Origin of the sequence: Thalassolituus alkanivorans (assembly GCF_020447205.1) — a bacterium.
Classification (GTDB): domain Bacteria; phylum Pseudomonadota; class Gammaproteobacteria; order Pseudomonadales; family Oceanobacteraceae; genus Venatoribacter; species Venatoribacter alkanivorans.
Genome location: NZ_JAJAEL010000007.1, coordinates 12,936 through 28,162, shown reverse-complemented (window position 1 = coordinate 28,162; position 15,227 = coordinate 12,936). Strand labels below are relative to the sequence as shown.

Genomic DNA, 15,227 nt, shown 5'->3' with positions numbered 1-15,227 from the left:
AAAAAAAAAGCCAGCAGGATTTCTCTGGTGTTGCGTCTTACTTATGCATCCGGGTTGTTGCTGAAACGGCGCAGATGGGGTGTGCCCGCCACAACCGGGGTCTGTTTTACCCACCACTCACCCGGCATCTGCAGGTGGGTGATAAAAACCCCGCTTGACACTAGATGACAAGACGACTCTGCGTAAGGATTGTGAGAATGATCTAAGAATAACGACTTAATTTCTTCAGACGCCTGATAAAGACCTTCTGTTAAATAAACAACCGAACTCTGACGAATTGTTAATCCCGCTCAGAATCGCCACGGCCATTCAACGTGTCCCAACTGGCATGGCCGAACCATAAAACTGAGTTTTATTTTACCCGGAGGGTTATTTATCCCTCGTCAAAAACACCCCGGAACCTGTCTTTTTTAGTTTGGAATGCCGAATTTCTGCGGATTTTTCTGACTTTAAAATCTGGCACCTCAATTGCTACCGGAGAATAAATCTTCGGAATTTCTCTGAAAATTAAATTCATGATGACGGCGATATTTGAATGAATAACTCAAGCAATAATCAAAATTTATATGTTGCAAACCTGATTGAGAGCTATCTGCTTTCACATCCGGATGCCATGGATAGCTTTGAGGGAATATGGCGTTGGTGGGTCACCCAGCAAAAGCTCCATGAATCGGCTTATTCAGTAAAAGTTGCCCTTGAGCTTTTAATTGAAAAAGGGGTTGTAGAAGAGATAGGAAATGGATTTTTCAGATGCGCAGAGCATTAGGTTCTATTCGATCCTGCTGAACATCTGTCTTTTTGCAATTGACGATTGAGAGGAAATAACATTGGAAAGCACACAGAAAAAACTATCCAGAGTAAGATCCCCAAGGGTTCATATTACTTATGATGTCGAAATCGGTAATGCGATTGTACAGCGTGAACTGCCACTGATCGTCGGCATTCTTGCTGACCTTTCCGGCTCTCCGGCTGAGCCATTGCCTGTATTAAAAGAACGGGACTTTGTCGAAATTGATCGTGATAATTTCGACGAGGTCATGGAAGGCTTTGTGCCACGCCTTACCATGAAGGTCGCCGATTCATTGTCCGAAGAAGAAGGTGCTACAACCAATATTGAGCTCCTCTTTAAGTCGATTAATGATTTTTCGCCACTGAATCTGGTGCGCAGCATCCCAAAAACCAACGAGATCTATCAGGCCAGAATTCACTTGCGCGATTTCCTGGCCAAGCTGGATGGTAACGATGCGCTGGATGAATTGCTGACTCAGTTGCTGAGCGACGAGGCTCTGCAGACTGAAGTAAAAGGCGTCTATGCGGATCAGGAAGATCTGTCTGCGGTTGAGCCAAGTGAATTTATCAGCAAGCTGCTGGAAGAAGGTGGCATGGCGCTGGATGAATCGCAGAGAAGCTACGCTCTGACTCTGGTTGGTCAGTTCGCTCTGGATATTCTGGGGCAGGAAGCCAGTGATTCTGCCGGCGATGCTGCAGACCGTATGAATGACCGGATCTCTCAGATCGATAATCTGCTGACACAGCAGATTAACCTGGTCATGCATGACGAAGGTTTTCAGAAGCTGGAAGCAACCTGGCGCGGCCTGCATTACCTTGTGATGAACACTGAAACCAGTACCCGTCTGAAACTCCGGGTTCTGAACGTTTCCAAGCGCGATCTCCTTAAAGATCTGCAGAAGGCGTCTGAATTCGATCAGAGTGCGCTGTTTAAAAAAGTGTATGAAGATGAATTCGGCACCTATGGTGGTGATCCTTTCAGCGTTCTTGTCGGAGACTATGAGTTCGGACGTCATCCTGAAGATATTGAACTGCTGGAAAAATTATCCGGTGTTGCGGCGGCGGCGCACGCCCCGTTTATTGCTGCAGCTTATGCAAAGTTGTTCGATTTACAGGATTATTTCCGTCTGTCACAGCCGCGCGATCTTTCTAAAATCTTTGAAAGTGCCGAGCTTATCAAGTGGCGCAGTTTCCGCGACAGCGAAGATTCGCGTTATGTCACACTGACGCTGCCTAAAGTTCTGTTACGTCTTCCTTATGGCCCGGACACCGTCGTGGTGGATGGCTTTGATTTTAAAGAGGATGTGGATGGCACCGATGCCAGTCGTTATCTGTGGGGAAATCCCGCATTTATTCTTGGCCAGCGCATCACCAATGCCTTTTCAAAATTTGGCTGGCTTGCTGCCATTCGCGGTGTAGAAGGTGGTGGTCTGGTCGAAGGGCTGCCAGCACATACATTCCGTACCGCAGCAGGGGATGTTCGCCTGACCTGTCCGACTCAGGTTGCCATTACCGATCGTCGGGAAAAAGAACTGAACGATCTTGGCTTTATGGCCATCCTGCATTGCAAAGGCACCGACAAGGCCGCTTTCTTTGGCGGTCAGACCACCAATCAGCCGAAAAAATATAATACGGATGAAGCCAACGCGAATGCCAGAACCTCGGCAATGATGCCGTACATTCTGAATGCTTCACGTTTTGCTCATTACATTAAAGTCATTATGCGCGACAAAGTCGGATCATTTCTGACGAAGGATAATGTTTCCGATTATCTGAATACCTGGATCGCCAGTTATGTACTGATCGATGACGGCGCCGTTAATGAAATCAAGGCACGCTACCCGCTGCGGGAGGCCCGTATTGATGTGACGGATGTGCCAGGAAAACCAGGCTCGTATAAGGCAACGGTATTCCTTAAACCACATTTTCAACTGGAAGAGCTGTCGGCGTCGATTCGCCTGGTGGCTGACATTCCGGGTTAATGTGAATTCAATTTAAGTCTGAAAATTTCGGGGAATATTATGGATCTTATACTTCTGGAACTGGGTGATGCGGCACTGACACAACCCAAAGGCAACGACCAGGCCGCCGGTGGCTCATTGATTGATGGTGCTGCCGAAGGTGATTGGCAGGCAATCACGGCCAATCCGGGTAATCTCGGTTTTGATGCCACAAAATGTGTTGAACTTGTGTCTATTAATCAGGGCATTCAGCAGCAGGTAACCACCGATGTCAGCAACAGTGCGCGCACATCAGGCCGGCCGATTATCTCTGACTTCACCTGTGTCAAATACGTGGATGTAACGTCACCAAAACTCTATGAGTTTTGTTTGCGGGCAAAACTTCTGGATTCGAAAGGCTCACCTTGTCGCATCCATGTTTTACGCAACTCCGGTGATCGCCTGAATCTTTTGATGCAGTTTGAATTAACCAACGTATTGATCAGCGAAATTCAGTTCCAGTCACATCCAAACGATATGGCGACGGAACAGTTTAAGCTGAACTTTACGGAAATCTCCTGGGTGCACTGCCTGCAAGGACCTGGTCTGCAGAACAAAGGGCATGTTGCAACAGGCTGGAGTGTGGTTCGCAATCGTCCGATCGCACCTGGCACCTATACGCTGTAACGGTGTATTTCTGGTGATGAATATTACGTTACTGGAAAAACTGGACGATTCCTGCAGCGGGATATCGCTGCAGGAATCCGTCTGTCGTCAGGTTCAGCGAATTATTTCGACCCGGATTTATGTCCGTGATGATGATCCGGCGAACAGCTATATCACAGGCTTCGGATTGCCGGAAATTGTCGAACTGTATACCGATGACAGCAGCGCCCGGCAGGCATACCGCGATCTGATTCGCGAAAAGCTTCTGGCACTGGAGCCCAGATTAACGGATGTACAGGTGATTGCGGTCAGTTCAGCAGCAAGCACTGCAAGCTGCAGGCTGAAATTACAGCTTGGGCAGCACACGATTGAAGAACGGTTTTTTTTCTGAACAGCAGACAACCATTGGGCAACGGGAATTGAACAGCATGAACAGGGATATCCAGCAATTTCAGAATGAACTGGGGGGAATGCGTAAAGCGGTTGAAGCTTTCAGTCGTGCTTATCCTTCTGTCGCATCTGAGCTGCGTCTGAGTGCTGGTCATTCTGCTGACCCTCATGTTGAGCAATTACTGCAGTCGTTTGCCTGGCTTACGGCCAGCCTGCGTAATGATCTGCAACAGCAAAAGCATGAAATTCCTAATCATTTATTGCTGAGTCTGTATCCCGCACTGATGCGGTCAATACCCTGCATGACAATTATGCAGGCCAATGTACTGCTTGATGGTGCGAATTTTATAAATGGATACACCCTGGAGAAGGGTCGTTTATTTTCCGCCAAAAGTATTTCCCGTCGTGACTCCGGGCAGAAGCCTGTGGAATGCAGAATGCAGTGTTGCTATGACACGCCGCTGTGGCCATTTCTGCTGGAGGACGTTGCAGTAAAACCGAAAAATATCTTTGAGTTTCTCGGGGGGCGGAATGATGTTCAATCAGTTATCTCCATAAAAATGCGCAGCGAGGGAACCGATCCGGTCTATGAATACCCGCTGCAGCGTTTGCGTTTTTTTATTAACGACCCGGCACTAAGACCGGATCTGTACAAATTACTCAGTGATCATATCTGCGGTATTGCCATCCGCGTGGACGGAGAAACAGTGCCACTGCCGGAAGCCGGCATTGAGTGGCTGGGATTTGACCAGCAGCATAATGTACTGCCGCAACCGAATGGCAGTCACGATGCTTACCGGCTATTACAGGAATACTTTTATTTTCCGGAAAAGTATTACTTTTTCGAAATCACCGGGCTCGATGTCAGCCGGGTATCCAGCCAGTTTGAATTATTGTTATTGGTTAATCAGCCGGATTCCATGCCGGCACTGGAACGCAACAGCCTCAGCTTTAACAGTTTTCCGGCGATTAATTTATTTCCCGCCACTTTTTGTCCGGTTCAGCTGGATCACAGCTGTTACGAATACCGTCTGTATGCCGATGAAAGTCAATACGGTCAGAGTGAAGTACACAGCGTGGAAAATGTTCGCCTGTTATCGGCGGATGGCCGGGTTAAAACGGCAACCCCCTGGCTGGGGCATGCCGGAGTGGATGATATCCGTGACGCCGGCGTGCGCTACCTGACCCGTCTGGTCGCTCCGCTTTCACCGGCAACGCCAGGTTGCGACACCATGATTTCACTGCAGGATCTGGATCTGACGCCGGCCACTCCGGTTGATCAGACGCTCAGCGTTAAAGGACTGTGTAATAACCGTACGCTGCCGGAGTCCTTGCGCATCGGCAACCGCTTAAAACTGACCGGCGCCGGGGCCTTGCTGGACGCGACCATTATTACCCGCCCCAGTCTGTTCCGCGGCGAAGGACTGAGCGGGGAGGCCAACATTAACCTGCTATCGCAGCTGCATCTGAATTTTCTGTCACTTTTACCTGACGCCGACGATGGGCATCCACTGGCACGGCTTAAACAGCTGATTGCTCTCTACAGTGATCCGCAGAACGCCTCACACCAGCGTCAGCTGGATGGTCTGGTCAATATTCAGGCAGAGAGCTGTGTCCGGCGCATGGGGCGTGAAGCCTGGCGCGGCCATTATCGTGGCAGTCGTATAACCCTGACAGTGGATGAGGCGTTTTTTGATGGCGCCAACGCGCTGTTGCTCGGTGAAGTAATGAGCCATTTTCTGGGCCTTTACACCACCCTGAATCATTTCGTCCAGCTGCAGCTGGTCAGTTATCAACGGGAAGGAGTCTGGAAGCAATGGCATCCGCGCATTGGCGAACAGGTCATACTGTAAATTCTCTGCTGGCGCAGAAAAACGGAACCGGCTGGAATTTCCTGCAGCTGGTGCGTCTGGTGCTGCGCCTGCGCCGGACAGCGGATGCGACCTCCGGCAAACAGCCTGTCAGCGATAACGAACTGCTTGAAATCCTCGCGGATAACGTCCGCTTCCGCGCCTCTCTGGCAGCCGACTTTCCGCCCTGGGATGTGCGCGAAGTGAGCCTGTCAGAGCAGGGGATAACCGCAATTACATTGGCGCATGGCGGGCTGATGTCGCCGGACGGGCCACTGCCGGCTCCCTTTATTGAGTGGCTGCGCGACCGGTCTGAGCAGGATGATCACGCCATGCTCGACTTTCTCGAGCTGTTTAATAACCGTCTGATGGCATTGCGCTATCTGGTACACCGTAGCACCCGGCCAACGCTGATGGATGCCCCCGCTGAGGTCAGCGACAGCGGTCGCCTGATGCAGGCACTGGCCGGACGGCTAGCGATGAATCCTGAGGGTGATTATGACCTTGGCCTGACCGGGTTGTTTGCCAATGTCCGCCTGTCACTCCCCATGGTAAGGCAGATGCTGCAGTGCGCACTGGGATTGCCGCTACTGCACATGAATGCCCTGCAGGGAGGCTGGCTGACGGTAGATAGCCAGGATCATTCCCGTTTGGGCGACAGTCAGAGTTGCCGGCTTGGACAAGGCGCAACCCTGGGGAAGCGGGTCTGGGATCAGCACAAAGCCACAGAGCTGGTTATCGGCCCACTGGATTGGGCGGAAGTGCAAAAACTGACCCCAGGAGGCGCACGCCATTCCCGGCTGATCGATCTGATCCGGCGCATAACCGACTGCCGCATTGACTGCCGGATTACGTTGCGCTGCCCGGCAAACCAACTGCCGTCTCTGCGCTTAAGCAGCAAAGTTGCACCGGGGGAGCATATGGCATTGGGTGTCACCTCTTTCCTTAGCCACAAACCCCAGAGTCAGGGATTCCGCGATATCAGCTTTATGGTCGGGGTAGCAGCATGATCAAGGCGTACGCTCGGCACTCTGTTCATGGGCTTTGTTATCTGCTGATTGCGCTGAGCGTAATACTGTCTGGTTGCTCGGTACTCGGCCTGTCGCCGTTAAATGATGTCCGCAGCATCCGTATTGAGGCCAGTGCCGACTGCAACCGCAGTATGCCGGTGGCCATTGATTTCGTATTTATCAGCGATGAGCGGGTCGCCCGGTTACTGGCAGACCTGAGCGGCCCGGACTGGTTCAGCCGCAAACAGGAGCTGGTTATGCGTTATGACAAGCAGCTGGAGGTGGTCAGCGCCGAGGTCGTGCCCTTGTCAGTTATGTCCTCTCTGCCTCTGCCTGACGACCACAGCAGGGCTGGCAACATTCTGATGTTTGCCAACTATCTGGGGGCTGAAGGTCAGTTTGTTGCTCAGCTCGGACAATTCCGGCAACTGAAGGTCCTGCTGCAGCGGGAAGGATACCGGTTAATCGAAATGCATCAGGAATAACACACCATGGCAATTTTATCGGCCGGGCAGGCCAGTTTACTCATCCCAGCAAGTCGTGAGAAAGCAACGGGTTACCCGCAAAGACTGCCAAACCCTATCTGCTGGCACGAAGGTATGCTGCTGTCACCGCAACACTTTCAGCAAAATCATTTTTACTGGGAAGAGCAGCTGCGCCAGCAGTTATCGCTGATCAACCCGGCGTACTGGGGTATTGCTCAGCTAAGCCTCGATCGCGGAGCCCTGCTCGAAGGCCAGGTGGTGATTAACCATCTGGTTGCCGTTATGCCGGATGGACTGCTGGTTGATCATCTGGCCAGCAAAGACAATCCGCTTACCCTGACACTGGATTTCAAGCCTGGCCAGGGCGCACAGACCATTCAGCTGGCGGTACCGATTCAGGTGCCCGGCAGTGCCAGTGAGCGGGCAGAAATTCAGCGCTACAGCAGCCGCAGTGATCATCCCAGAGTTGATGAAAATACCGGTGAGAACGAACTGATTATGCCAAGGCTGTACCCGCAGCTGTCATTGCAGAGTGGCGATCAGGTCAGCAGCCGCTATGTCGGGTTGCCTTTATTCCGGGTGATCAAGCCGGAAGGCGGTCACCCCCAGCTTGACCCGGATTACGCTCCGCCATTGCTGAGCATTGCGGCTGATCACTTTCGTCATGCCGGCGAAACCTCATCTGCGGGCAGATCATTACAGCAGCGCTGCCAGGCTCTGGCGCTGACCATTCGTCATAAAGCCCGGCAGCTGGCCGGTTTGTCTGAAGACGGAGAGTCTCTGGGCTACAACATTACCCGCCGTCACCATCGCTGGATTCGCGCAATGGTGCAGGAGCTGGCGGCTCTTGAGCAGCTTGCAGACACCGCAGAAACCCCGCCGGCAGCGCTGTACCGGGGGCTGATCCGGATGGCCGGGCCAATCAGCGAACTCGACCCGGGCAGCATTCCTCCACGCTTCCCCATTTATAACCACGACAACGCCTTGCCCGGCTTCGATAAGGTAATGAGCTACATCCTGCAGCAGGTGGAGCGGGTCAATCTTAATTACACCTCGCTGGGTTTCGACGAAGAACAGGAAGGGGTATTCACACTGAACTACGACAAGGCCTGGGAAGGAAAAGACCTGCTGATAGAGCTGCGCCCGGCCTCTGGCAGCAGTCGCGAAGGCGCTATCCGCTGGCTGGCAGCCTGCCGTATTGCATCGGTTACCGTGCATAAAGAACTGATGCAACGGCGTTTGCTTGGTGCCAGTGCGGTTCAGATAGAAAGCGACGAAAAGAGCGGCATCGTACCCGCTAATGGCAACGTACTGTTCCGTATCAAAGCCAATAAAACACTGATACGGCCCGGTGCAAAACTGGCTATCGCCTGTACCAGCCGTCAGGCCAGTGAAGGTCGTCCGGCTTCCATCGTGATGCATGTTCCCCACGAGTAACACAGAAAAGGATTGGTGATTTGGTGATGGATAACAGGCTTCAGCCGACCGCAACTGCGGCAACACAAGACTACGGCGACCCGGTGCAACTGATGAGCGATTTTTACCGTCAGGTGGTTGAGGTTAAGTTCTGGGTGCGCAGTGGCCGGCTGAATGACGAAGTTGCTGCGCAGTTCAACCTGAACCGGGCTCCCAGTGGCGAAGAAATTACGGAAGCCGTTGCCCTGCGCCTGCAGCGCTGGGTCGAAAAAACCCGGCTGAACGCAGCCAAAACCCTGACAGAAAGAGAGTGTGAACGGGTGGAGCAGACACTGTTTGTACTGGTCGCACTGGCCGATGAGCTGTTTATCATGGAACTCGACTGGCCAGGCAAAGAACACTGGCAGGAGCAGCCACTGGAAGAGCGGGTGTTCAGCAGCTGCTTTGCCGGCGAGCGGTTTTTTACCGGAGCGGCAGCATTACTGGCAGACCGCTCATGGGATCAGCAGGAGCAGAAACTGGCCTCTGTTTATCTGTTTGCCCTGCGTCTGGGATTCGCCGGGCGCTATCGGGGAGATGCCCAGCGTTTGGGCAATTACCGCGCATTACTGTTCAAGCGTATCAGCAGTGGTGCGCAGCCCGGTCTGGTTTGCCCGAATGCCTATCAGCATGTTCTTGCCTCACGTCAGGAACGCCGGCTTGCACCACTGGCGGCGTGGTACCGGATGATGGCTCTGGGAGCTGCAGCCTACCTGGTGCTTGGCTGGGTTATCTGGCTGACATTCAAAGGCCACTGGGGGTAATAGCAAATGAGTCTGATACAACCCCTGCTGAACCAGATTCAGGACAGCGTTCAGGCCTTGCTGATGTCGCTTGGTGAGCGTTTTGCCCCACTGATCGAAAATCTGCGGCCAATCTGGACCGATCCGTTGTGGCAGTTTATTGGCCTGATTCTGTTACTGACACTGCTCGTTATTCTGCTGATCTGGCTGCTTAAAGCCGGCAGCGATGTCGTGGCGTCGGTGTCAGACATCACCATAAAACTGTTCAGCTGGCCACTGAAGGCCGTCCGTAAGGCCTTTCAGGCATTGGCGCAGAAGCGTCAGCAGCAACAGGATGAAGAGCAACAACCCACAGGCTGGCAAGTGCTGAACCGCATCCGGGTGCGTCAGGGTATGGATGTTGTGCGCTACCTGACAACCCGCCGGGACTGGCGCTACCAAACCCCCTGGTATCTGCTGGCCGGGGTTGATAGCAGCGGCAAAAGCAGCTGGGTGCAGAGTGTCCGCTCTGGTGTGCGGGCGCAGTTACTGGCGCGTGAAAAGCAGCTGGCTGCGGCGGGCAGCCAGTGGCACTTCTTTGATCAGGGAGTGATCATTGAGGTTGAGCAGGAAAAACACTTCACACAAACCGTCGATCTGCTCAATTTTTACCGTCCGGAGCGGCCGGTAGACGGGCTGATTCTGACCATATCTGCCAAAGCCCTGCAGCAGGCCAGCGATCCGGTTGCCCGCAGAACGCTGGGCGAAGCTCTGTACCGGCAGCTCTGGAGTATTCAGAAGCAAACCTGCTTTGTCGTCCCTGTCTATGTGCAGGTAACCCAATGTGATCATGTGCGCGGATTTAACGAATTCTGGTCTGCAGGTACAAAAGAAAGACCGCAGGAAATGTTTGGCTGGTCCAATCCGACCCGCCTGGATGCGGCCTTTTCGCCACAGTGGGTCGATGATGCTTTCACCAGCGTAGTGGATGGTATCCGCAGGGCGCAGCTGCAACTCGCCGCCGGTGGTGATGGCATTGCCGGCATTGATGCCTTTATGTTGTTCGATCTGGAGTTTCAGAATCTGGCGGAGCCACTGCGGGAAGTGCTGGCGTTTGCTTTTGCCCGCAGCAGCTATCAGGAAGCACCGCCGCTGCGTGGCATCTGGTTCAGCGGCAAAGTACGTGATGAGGTTGCCCTGACCGATGACTTTCTGAATCACAAACTGTGGCCGGAAACCCTGCTGGCTTATCCGGCAGAGCAACGACGTTTCTCTACCAACCGTACGTTGCGGCATGCGCAGTACGCAACACTGGCCATCGCATTTACGCTGCTGTCGGCACTGCTGATCGACTCAACCCGTCTGTATCATTATTCCGTCAGCACTGAAAAAAGCTGGGCGGATATTTTAAAGAAAGAACCCGATTGCAGTGAAAGTGGCAGTAACACCTGGTGGCTGCTGAGCAGTCTGAGCAAAATGAGCGAACAGCCCCTGACACTCTCATTGCCGGCGTCCTGGGGGAGTGGTCAGATGCGCTCTCTGAAGGCGGCAGTCGCGCAGCGTATCTACCCCAATCTGTTATTTCAGGGCATGGACTGCCGGTTGCAGGAAAAAGCAACCGAACTGAAAAAAGATTCTGTTTCTGCGGATGACGATCTGGAAACGGCCAGTCGTGAGCTGAAAACCTTTATGACCAACCTGCGGGAATACCAGCAGGCCCAGAAACGCCTGATTTATCTGGCAGGTCCATTACCTGATAACCAGGGCGTGGCCGGCGAGTTTCAGGCGCTGCTCGATTATCTGTATAACTCATCCATACCATCGACGATTACTTTCGACAGCCCGTTGCTGGCCGGGGCGATTGTCGATACGGCTTACGACATCAACTGGAATGAACATGATCTGGTTGACCCGGAACAACAGCTGACCCGGCTGAATACACTCAGCAATAATGTACGCAAAATGATCGGTCAGCAGGCCACCAGACCGCCTGTTGCAGCAATACAACGTGCTTTTCTGGTCAGCACGCAGAGTCAGTCTTCAGCCGTATATCTGCAAAAGAATGCGGCAGCCATGACCGGTTCTTTGCAGGACTTCCAGCGCTGGCTGCTTTATATGAAACACCAGTGGGTCGACACCCGTGCAGCAACCAGTCCCTGTGGTCGTCTGCAGCAGGAAATGGCGAGTTTGCGGACTGTTCTGCTGGATGCCGGCTACCCGGACACCATCGAAGATGCCTTCAGTAATAAAGAATGTGATGAGGCAATCCGTAATCAGATTGCCGCTCTTGATATTGCTCCTCTCGGCAAATTGTTTCAGCTGACAGACGACGGTCCGCTGGATTTTTCACCGCAGATGGAACACTGGGAAGAAGAGTTTGCCGCGTTACGTTCCCTGAGTGTTGTTTCGCAAAGCATACCGACGATCGCCGGTGAGCAGGATAGCGGCGACAACAGCGGCGCTGTTGTCGCGTGGAACGCTCAGCCACTTGAACAGGCTCTGGATATGCTGCTGTCTTATCAGGCCTATACGCAACAATGGTGGCCGGTCGTGGCAGGCAAACAACAACAGCCTTTTTATGCCACCGCCTTGCGCAGTCAGCTGCAGCAGACCATACGCAAACTGATAGCCCGGGCACAGATCCACCCGCACGACTTCAGTCGCGGGCCTCTTTCCGGCGCGACAGATTCAGAAACAGAACTGGGCCGGACCCTGACCAGCTTCAGTCAGGCAGAAGGGTATATCCGCCAGTTACTGACCTTATTGCAGCAGGAACAGGACAGCGGCAATGTGGCTCTGTTACAGAATGCGAGCCGTCGTTTTATCAGCGACCAACTGCAGATACTGAATAGTCTGGTTGCACAGAACCGTCTCTACCTGCCGCTGAAAAACCCTCAGTGGGCCAGCGACAGTTTCGCTGCTGCATTATTCAGCTATACCGATCCGGCGGATCTCGATGGTTATCTGCAAAGTCAGAGACTGCGGGTTGAGTATCTGGCGCAGAATTACGCCAGACCGCTGCTGAGTTTCCTGCTGGACACCGATGGCGTTGCCAATACCGACCGTGCCGCCAGCCTGTGGCTGGGGACATTGAGCGACCTGCAGCGTTACCAGCGTAAAGATCCGGGTAATCAGATTGCCTCTCTGGAGAATTTCATCGCCACGCAGCTGCCCCAGCTTGATGCTGAAGGCTGCAATAACTGGCTGACGACACCGGCCTTCAGCCACACCTCCGCGGGTTTGTTTGCCCGCCGCCAGTATGAAATAGATAACCAGTTGCGCAGCTACTGCGAGCAGTACGGCAAAAATACCGTCATCAAACGCTATCTGGCACTTGCTCAGCGCTTCAATGCGGAACTGGCGGGCCATTTCCCCTTTGCGCCGGCTGATCAGGCAGGGCACAGCGACATCGATCCGGGCGTTGTGCGGGCGTTTTTTGCAGACTACCGGAAAATCTGGGGGCAGCCGAAGAAAGACAAACCACTGGCAACCGGGCTGGCCGAGCTGATAGATGCTCAGCCTGAACTGGCGCTGGACCCATGGCTGGAGTTTGTCTCCAGTCTGGATCAGCTGGCTGCACTCTGGGATGTCGCACAGGATGCCGACGGCGTTATGAATCTGGATTTGCAGGTTGAATTTGCAGCATTGCCAGAGCAGTCGCTGGGAACCCGCCAGATCATCCAGTGGACCCTGAGCAGTGGTCATGACGCGGTTATTTATCCGAATGGAAATAACCGTCTGAGCTGGAAGCCGGACAACCGCCTGGCGCTGACTCTGCGCTGGGCGACCGGGTCAGAATATTCTCCGGTCCGCAACACCGATTTGCCACTGAGTATTGACTCTGCCAATCGCAGCGCGACCTTCAGCAGTGAGGGGCGCTGGGCCATGTTCGAGTGGCTGCAGCGCTTCTCCGGAGAAAGCGCCCCGGTTGCGCAGCGCACCCTGTTGTCATTCCGCGTACCGGTTGCCGCACGGCAGAAGGTTACAGCGGCGTCCGCGGCCGCTGCTGACAACAGTAAGCCCGCATCCTATACCAGCAAAGTACATTTACTGCTGAACGTCTCAGCACGCTCGGCAGACGGCACCAGTCATGCGCTGTTACTGCCGGCCTTGTTGCCACAGCGGGCACCCGGATTGCCGGGCAGTCAGGGCGGGAACGACACAAAAGTGCTTTCAGCCAGAGCATCTGGCGGACACAAACCGACCTGACCATCCGGGAACACCGGAAGAGCAGCTGCGCAAAGGAGATTGCCAATGAAACATGTAACAGATCAGGGAAAGCACAACCGCAGGAAGCCGCTGCCGTATATCTCCTGCGTAAAGTGTGGCGCAGGGGATAAACCTGAGAAGCGCCCGGGAAGAGCAACCCTGCTGCTGCCATGCAGTATTCAGAAACCTGCCGGAGGATGCCGCCGTGCGTATGCCACAGACAGATAACGCTGAAATCAATCAGTACATTCAGCAGTTTTACGGTTACTCCCTTGATGACCTGCTGGCGCCGATCGGTGAAGGGCAGGTCGGTGAGTCCGTACGCCACAACGGTGTGTATTTCAAAATCAAGGAAGCCCGGCGCGCCGATGATCCGACCCTGCCGCAGGGCATCTGGACCCATGAACTGAAAGTAGCCGACTGGGAAAGTGTGGAGCAGACCGCGCTCAGTGCGCTGTGCCATAAAAGCAAGGACCTGCAGCTGGGCGTCTGGCTGATGGAATCCAGTATTCACCGTTATGGCTTTGCCGGGATCGCACCGGCCGCGGTTCTGATCCGTTCGTTGTGTGAGACCTACTGGGAAACCATGTATCCGCAAATGGAAGACGGCGATATTGAGTTCCGCACTAACCCCATTAACTGGATCAATGAAAAGCTGGCTCTGCCTCTGCGCCTGATTCCGCTGACTCAGGCCGGGATTGACGATATCGAAGTCAGCTGGAACGACTGGGATACAGCGCAACGCCACGAACAACTTAAGCGGCAACAGCCCGATAACCTGCGTCTGGATGGCCCCAGCAGTGAATCGTTCAAACAACATATGGCTGCAACGCCGGTTAATTTCTTTCTGCACCAGCATGAACAGCTGCAGGACGGTTTGCAGGCTATCGATGACCTCTCTGCCTGGCTGGACAACGCCTGTGGCGACCACAGTCCGAGCCTGTCTGAAATAAGCCAGCTGCTGAATCAGATTCTGGCCATGATCAGCGGCGAACTTAAACGGCGCGGCGTCAGCCTGTCCGCTGCAGAAGGTGAAACCAATAATGAAGGCAGTTCTTCCGGCGTAAGTGATGGTGGCGAACATGCGTCCGGAGCGGGTAATGGCGGCTCCGGCGGTGACGGCCCCATCAGAAACCGCGCGGATGCTTTTGCCTGCCTGCACCGTGCGGCCGAGTTTCTGATGCAGGATGACCCGCACAGTCCGGTGCCATACCTGATTTATACCGCCTGCCACTGGGGCGAGCAGTCGGCGCCGGATTTGTATCAGGAGCTGTTTCTGAACCGTGGCGGACAGCTGAATATCTTTGAATTAATGGGATTAAGTGTCGAGGCTAATTAACGGTTTTTCCGTTTAAGTCAGGGATTGTAGTAGCAGAAGAGCAAGGAGAAGGGATATGCCAGAGACTCATGTTAATGCGCAACAAATGCAGGCAATGATTGGTCGCGGTGGCCGGAATCTTGGGGATGCACACCGGCAATTCCCCATCATCAGCAGAAACCGCCGTACACAGATGGAGGTCGTGCAGCATCAGCGGGGACCGAGACAACGGCGGGGCAGTGTTACCAACTTCCATATGCATGGTAATGCACTGGGGGCTATTACTCATACCGATCGCAACGGTAATACCTATCGAATGAATGCCCGCGATCATTCCCAAAATACCCGGGGCCTGACGTATCAGGCTCATGGTCGGGGCGGGTAGAGCGGCAG

The 15,227-nt window shown here is 53.8% G+C and carries 12 protein-coding genes; all 12 read left to right on the top strand.

The window, feature by feature from the left end:
• Nucleotides 1–535 precede the first annotated feature (535 nt).
• Entirely contained in the window at nucleotides 536–766 is a 231-nt protein-coding gene (locus LGT44_RS04735) for a hypothetical protein (RefSeq protein ID WP_145468714.1), read from the top strand.
• A gap of 61 nt (nucleotides 767–827) precedes the next feature.
• On the top strand, nucleotides 828–2,771 hold the full coding sequence (tssC, locus tag LGT44_RS04730) for a type VI secretion system contractile sheath large subunit (RefSeq protein WP_230332229.1): 1,944 nt from the start codon (nucleotides 828–830) through the stop codon (nucleotides 2,769–2,771).
• A 39-nt stretch (nucleotides 2,772–2,810) separates the two neighbouring features.
• Complete coding sequence (locus LGT44_RS04725; protein ID WP_145468718.1) at nucleotides 2,811–3,416, top strand: Hcp family type VI secretion system effector; 606 nt, start codon at nucleotides 2,811–2,813, stop codon at nucleotides 3,414–3,416.
• Between the two features lie 16 nt (nucleotides 3,417–3,432).
• The gene (locus LGT44_RS04720; RefSeq protein ID WP_230332316.1) at nucleotides 3,433–3,786 is read left to right on the top strand and encodes a GPW/gp25 family protein; all 354 of its coding nucleotides are present in this window, start codon (nucleotides 3,433–3,435) and stop codon (nucleotides 3,784–3,786) included.
• Nucleotides 3,787–3,823: 37 nt separating this feature from the next.
• Nucleotides 3,824–5,638: a type VI secretion system baseplate subunit TssF gene (gene tssF, locus LGT44_RS04715; protein WP_230332228.1), complete on the top strand. Its 1,815-nt coding sequence runs from the start codon at nucleotides 3,824–3,826 to the stop codon at nucleotides 5,636–5,638.
• Complete coding sequence (gene tssG / locus LGT44_RS04710) at nucleotides 5,602–6,645, top strand: type VI secretion system baseplate subunit TssG (RefSeq protein ID WP_230332227.1); 1,044 nt, start codon at nucleotides 5,602–5,604, stop codon at nucleotides 6,643–6,645. Before tssF ends, tssG begins: the two co-directional genes overlap by 37 nt.
• A complete protein-coding gene (locus LGT44_RS04705; RefSeq protein WP_230332226.1) occupies nucleotides 6,642–7,130 on the top strand; it encodes a hypothetical protein in 489 nt (162 codons plus the stop codon). The genes tssG and LGT44_RS04705 overlap by 4 nt, the downstream gene beginning before the upstream one ends.
• 6 nt (nucleotides 7,131–7,136) lie before the next feature.
• Nucleotides 7,137–8,567 carry a type VI secretion system baseplate subunit TssK gene (gene tssK / locus LGT44_RS04700; protein WP_225692709.1) on the top strand — a complete coding sequence of 477 codons (1,431 nt, stop codon included), beginning with the start codon at nucleotides 7,137–7,139 and terminating at the stop codon, nucleotides 8,565–8,567.
• A gap of 92 nt (nucleotides 8,568–8,659) precedes the next feature.
• Nucleotides 8,660–9,349 carry a DotU family type IV/VI secretion system protein gene (locus LGT44_RS04695; RefSeq protein ID WP_225692710.1) on the top strand — a complete coding sequence of 230 codons (690 nt, stop codon included), beginning with the start codon at nucleotides 8,660–8,662 and terminating at the stop codon, nucleotides 9,347–9,349.
• Nucleotides 9,350–9,355: 6 nt separating this feature from the next.
• Nucleotides 9,356–13,516, top strand: coding sequence for a type VI secretion system protein (locus LGT44_RS04690; protein ID WP_230332225.1), 4,161 nt, complete (start codon nucleotides 9,356–9,358; stop codon nucleotides 13,514–13,516).
• Nucleotides 13,517–13,727: 211 nt separating this feature from the next.
• Nucleotides 13,728–14,855, top strand: a complete 1,128-nt coding sequence (tssA, locus tag LGT44_RS04685) for a type VI secretion system protein TssA (RefSeq protein WP_145469064.1) — start codon at nucleotides 13,728–13,730, stop codon at nucleotides 14,853–14,855.
• 55 nt (nucleotides 14,856–14,910) lie between these two features.
• Nucleotides 14,911–15,219, top strand: coding sequence for a hypothetical protein (locus LGT44_RS04680; protein WP_225692712.1), 309 nt, complete (start codon nucleotides 14,911–14,913; stop codon nucleotides 15,217–15,219).
• The last annotated feature ends 8 nt before the right edge of the window (nucleotides 15,220–15,227 follow it).

What these genes read in the sequence shown, in the direction of transcription:
- LGT44_RS04705 (WP_230332226.1), top strand. Translation starts at nt 6,642, where the DNA reads ATGATCAAGGCGTACGCTCGGCACTCTGTTCATGGGCTTTGTTATCTG.
- tssA (WP_145469064.1), top strand. Translation starts at nt 13,728, where the DNA reads ATGCCACAGACAGATAACGCTGAAATCAATCAGTACATTCAGCAGTTT.
- LGT44_RS04690 (WP_230332225.1), top strand. Translation starts at nt 9,356, where the DNA reads ATGAGTCTGATACAACCCCTGCTGAACCAGATTCAGGACAGCGTTCAG.
- LGT44_RS04725 (WP_145468718.1), top strand. Translation starts at nt 2,811, where the DNA reads ATGGATCTTATACTTCTGGAACTGGGTGATGCGGCACTGACACAACCC.
- tssF (WP_230332228.1), top strand. Translation starts at nt 3,824, where the DNA reads ATGAACAGGGATATCCAGCAATTTCAGAATGAACTGGGGGGAATGCGT.
- LGT44_RS04720 (WP_230332316.1), top strand. Translation starts at nt 3,433, where the DNA reads ATGAATATTACGTTACTGGAAAAACTGGACGATTCCTGCAGCGGGATA.
- tssG (WP_230332227.1), top strand. Translation starts at nt 5,602, where the DNA reads ATGGCATCCGCGCATTGGCGAACAGGTCATACTGTAAATTCTCTGCTG.
- LGT44_RS04695 (WP_225692710.1), top strand. Translation starts at nt 8,660, where the DNA reads ATGAGCGATTTTTACCGTCAGGTGGTTGAGGTTAAGTTCTGGGTGCGC.
- tssK (WP_225692709.1), top strand. Translation starts at nt 7,137, where the DNA reads ATGGCAATTTTATCGGCCGGGCAGGCCAGTTTACTCATCCCAGCAAGT.
- LGT44_RS04680 (WP_225692712.1), top strand. Translation starts at nt 14,911, where the DNA reads ATGCCAGAGACTCATGTTAATGCGCAACAAATGCAGGCAATGATTGGT.
- LGT44_RS04735 (WP_145468714.1), top strand. Translation starts at nt 536, where the DNA reads ATGAATAACTCAAGCAATAATCAAAATTTATATGTTGCAAACCTGATT.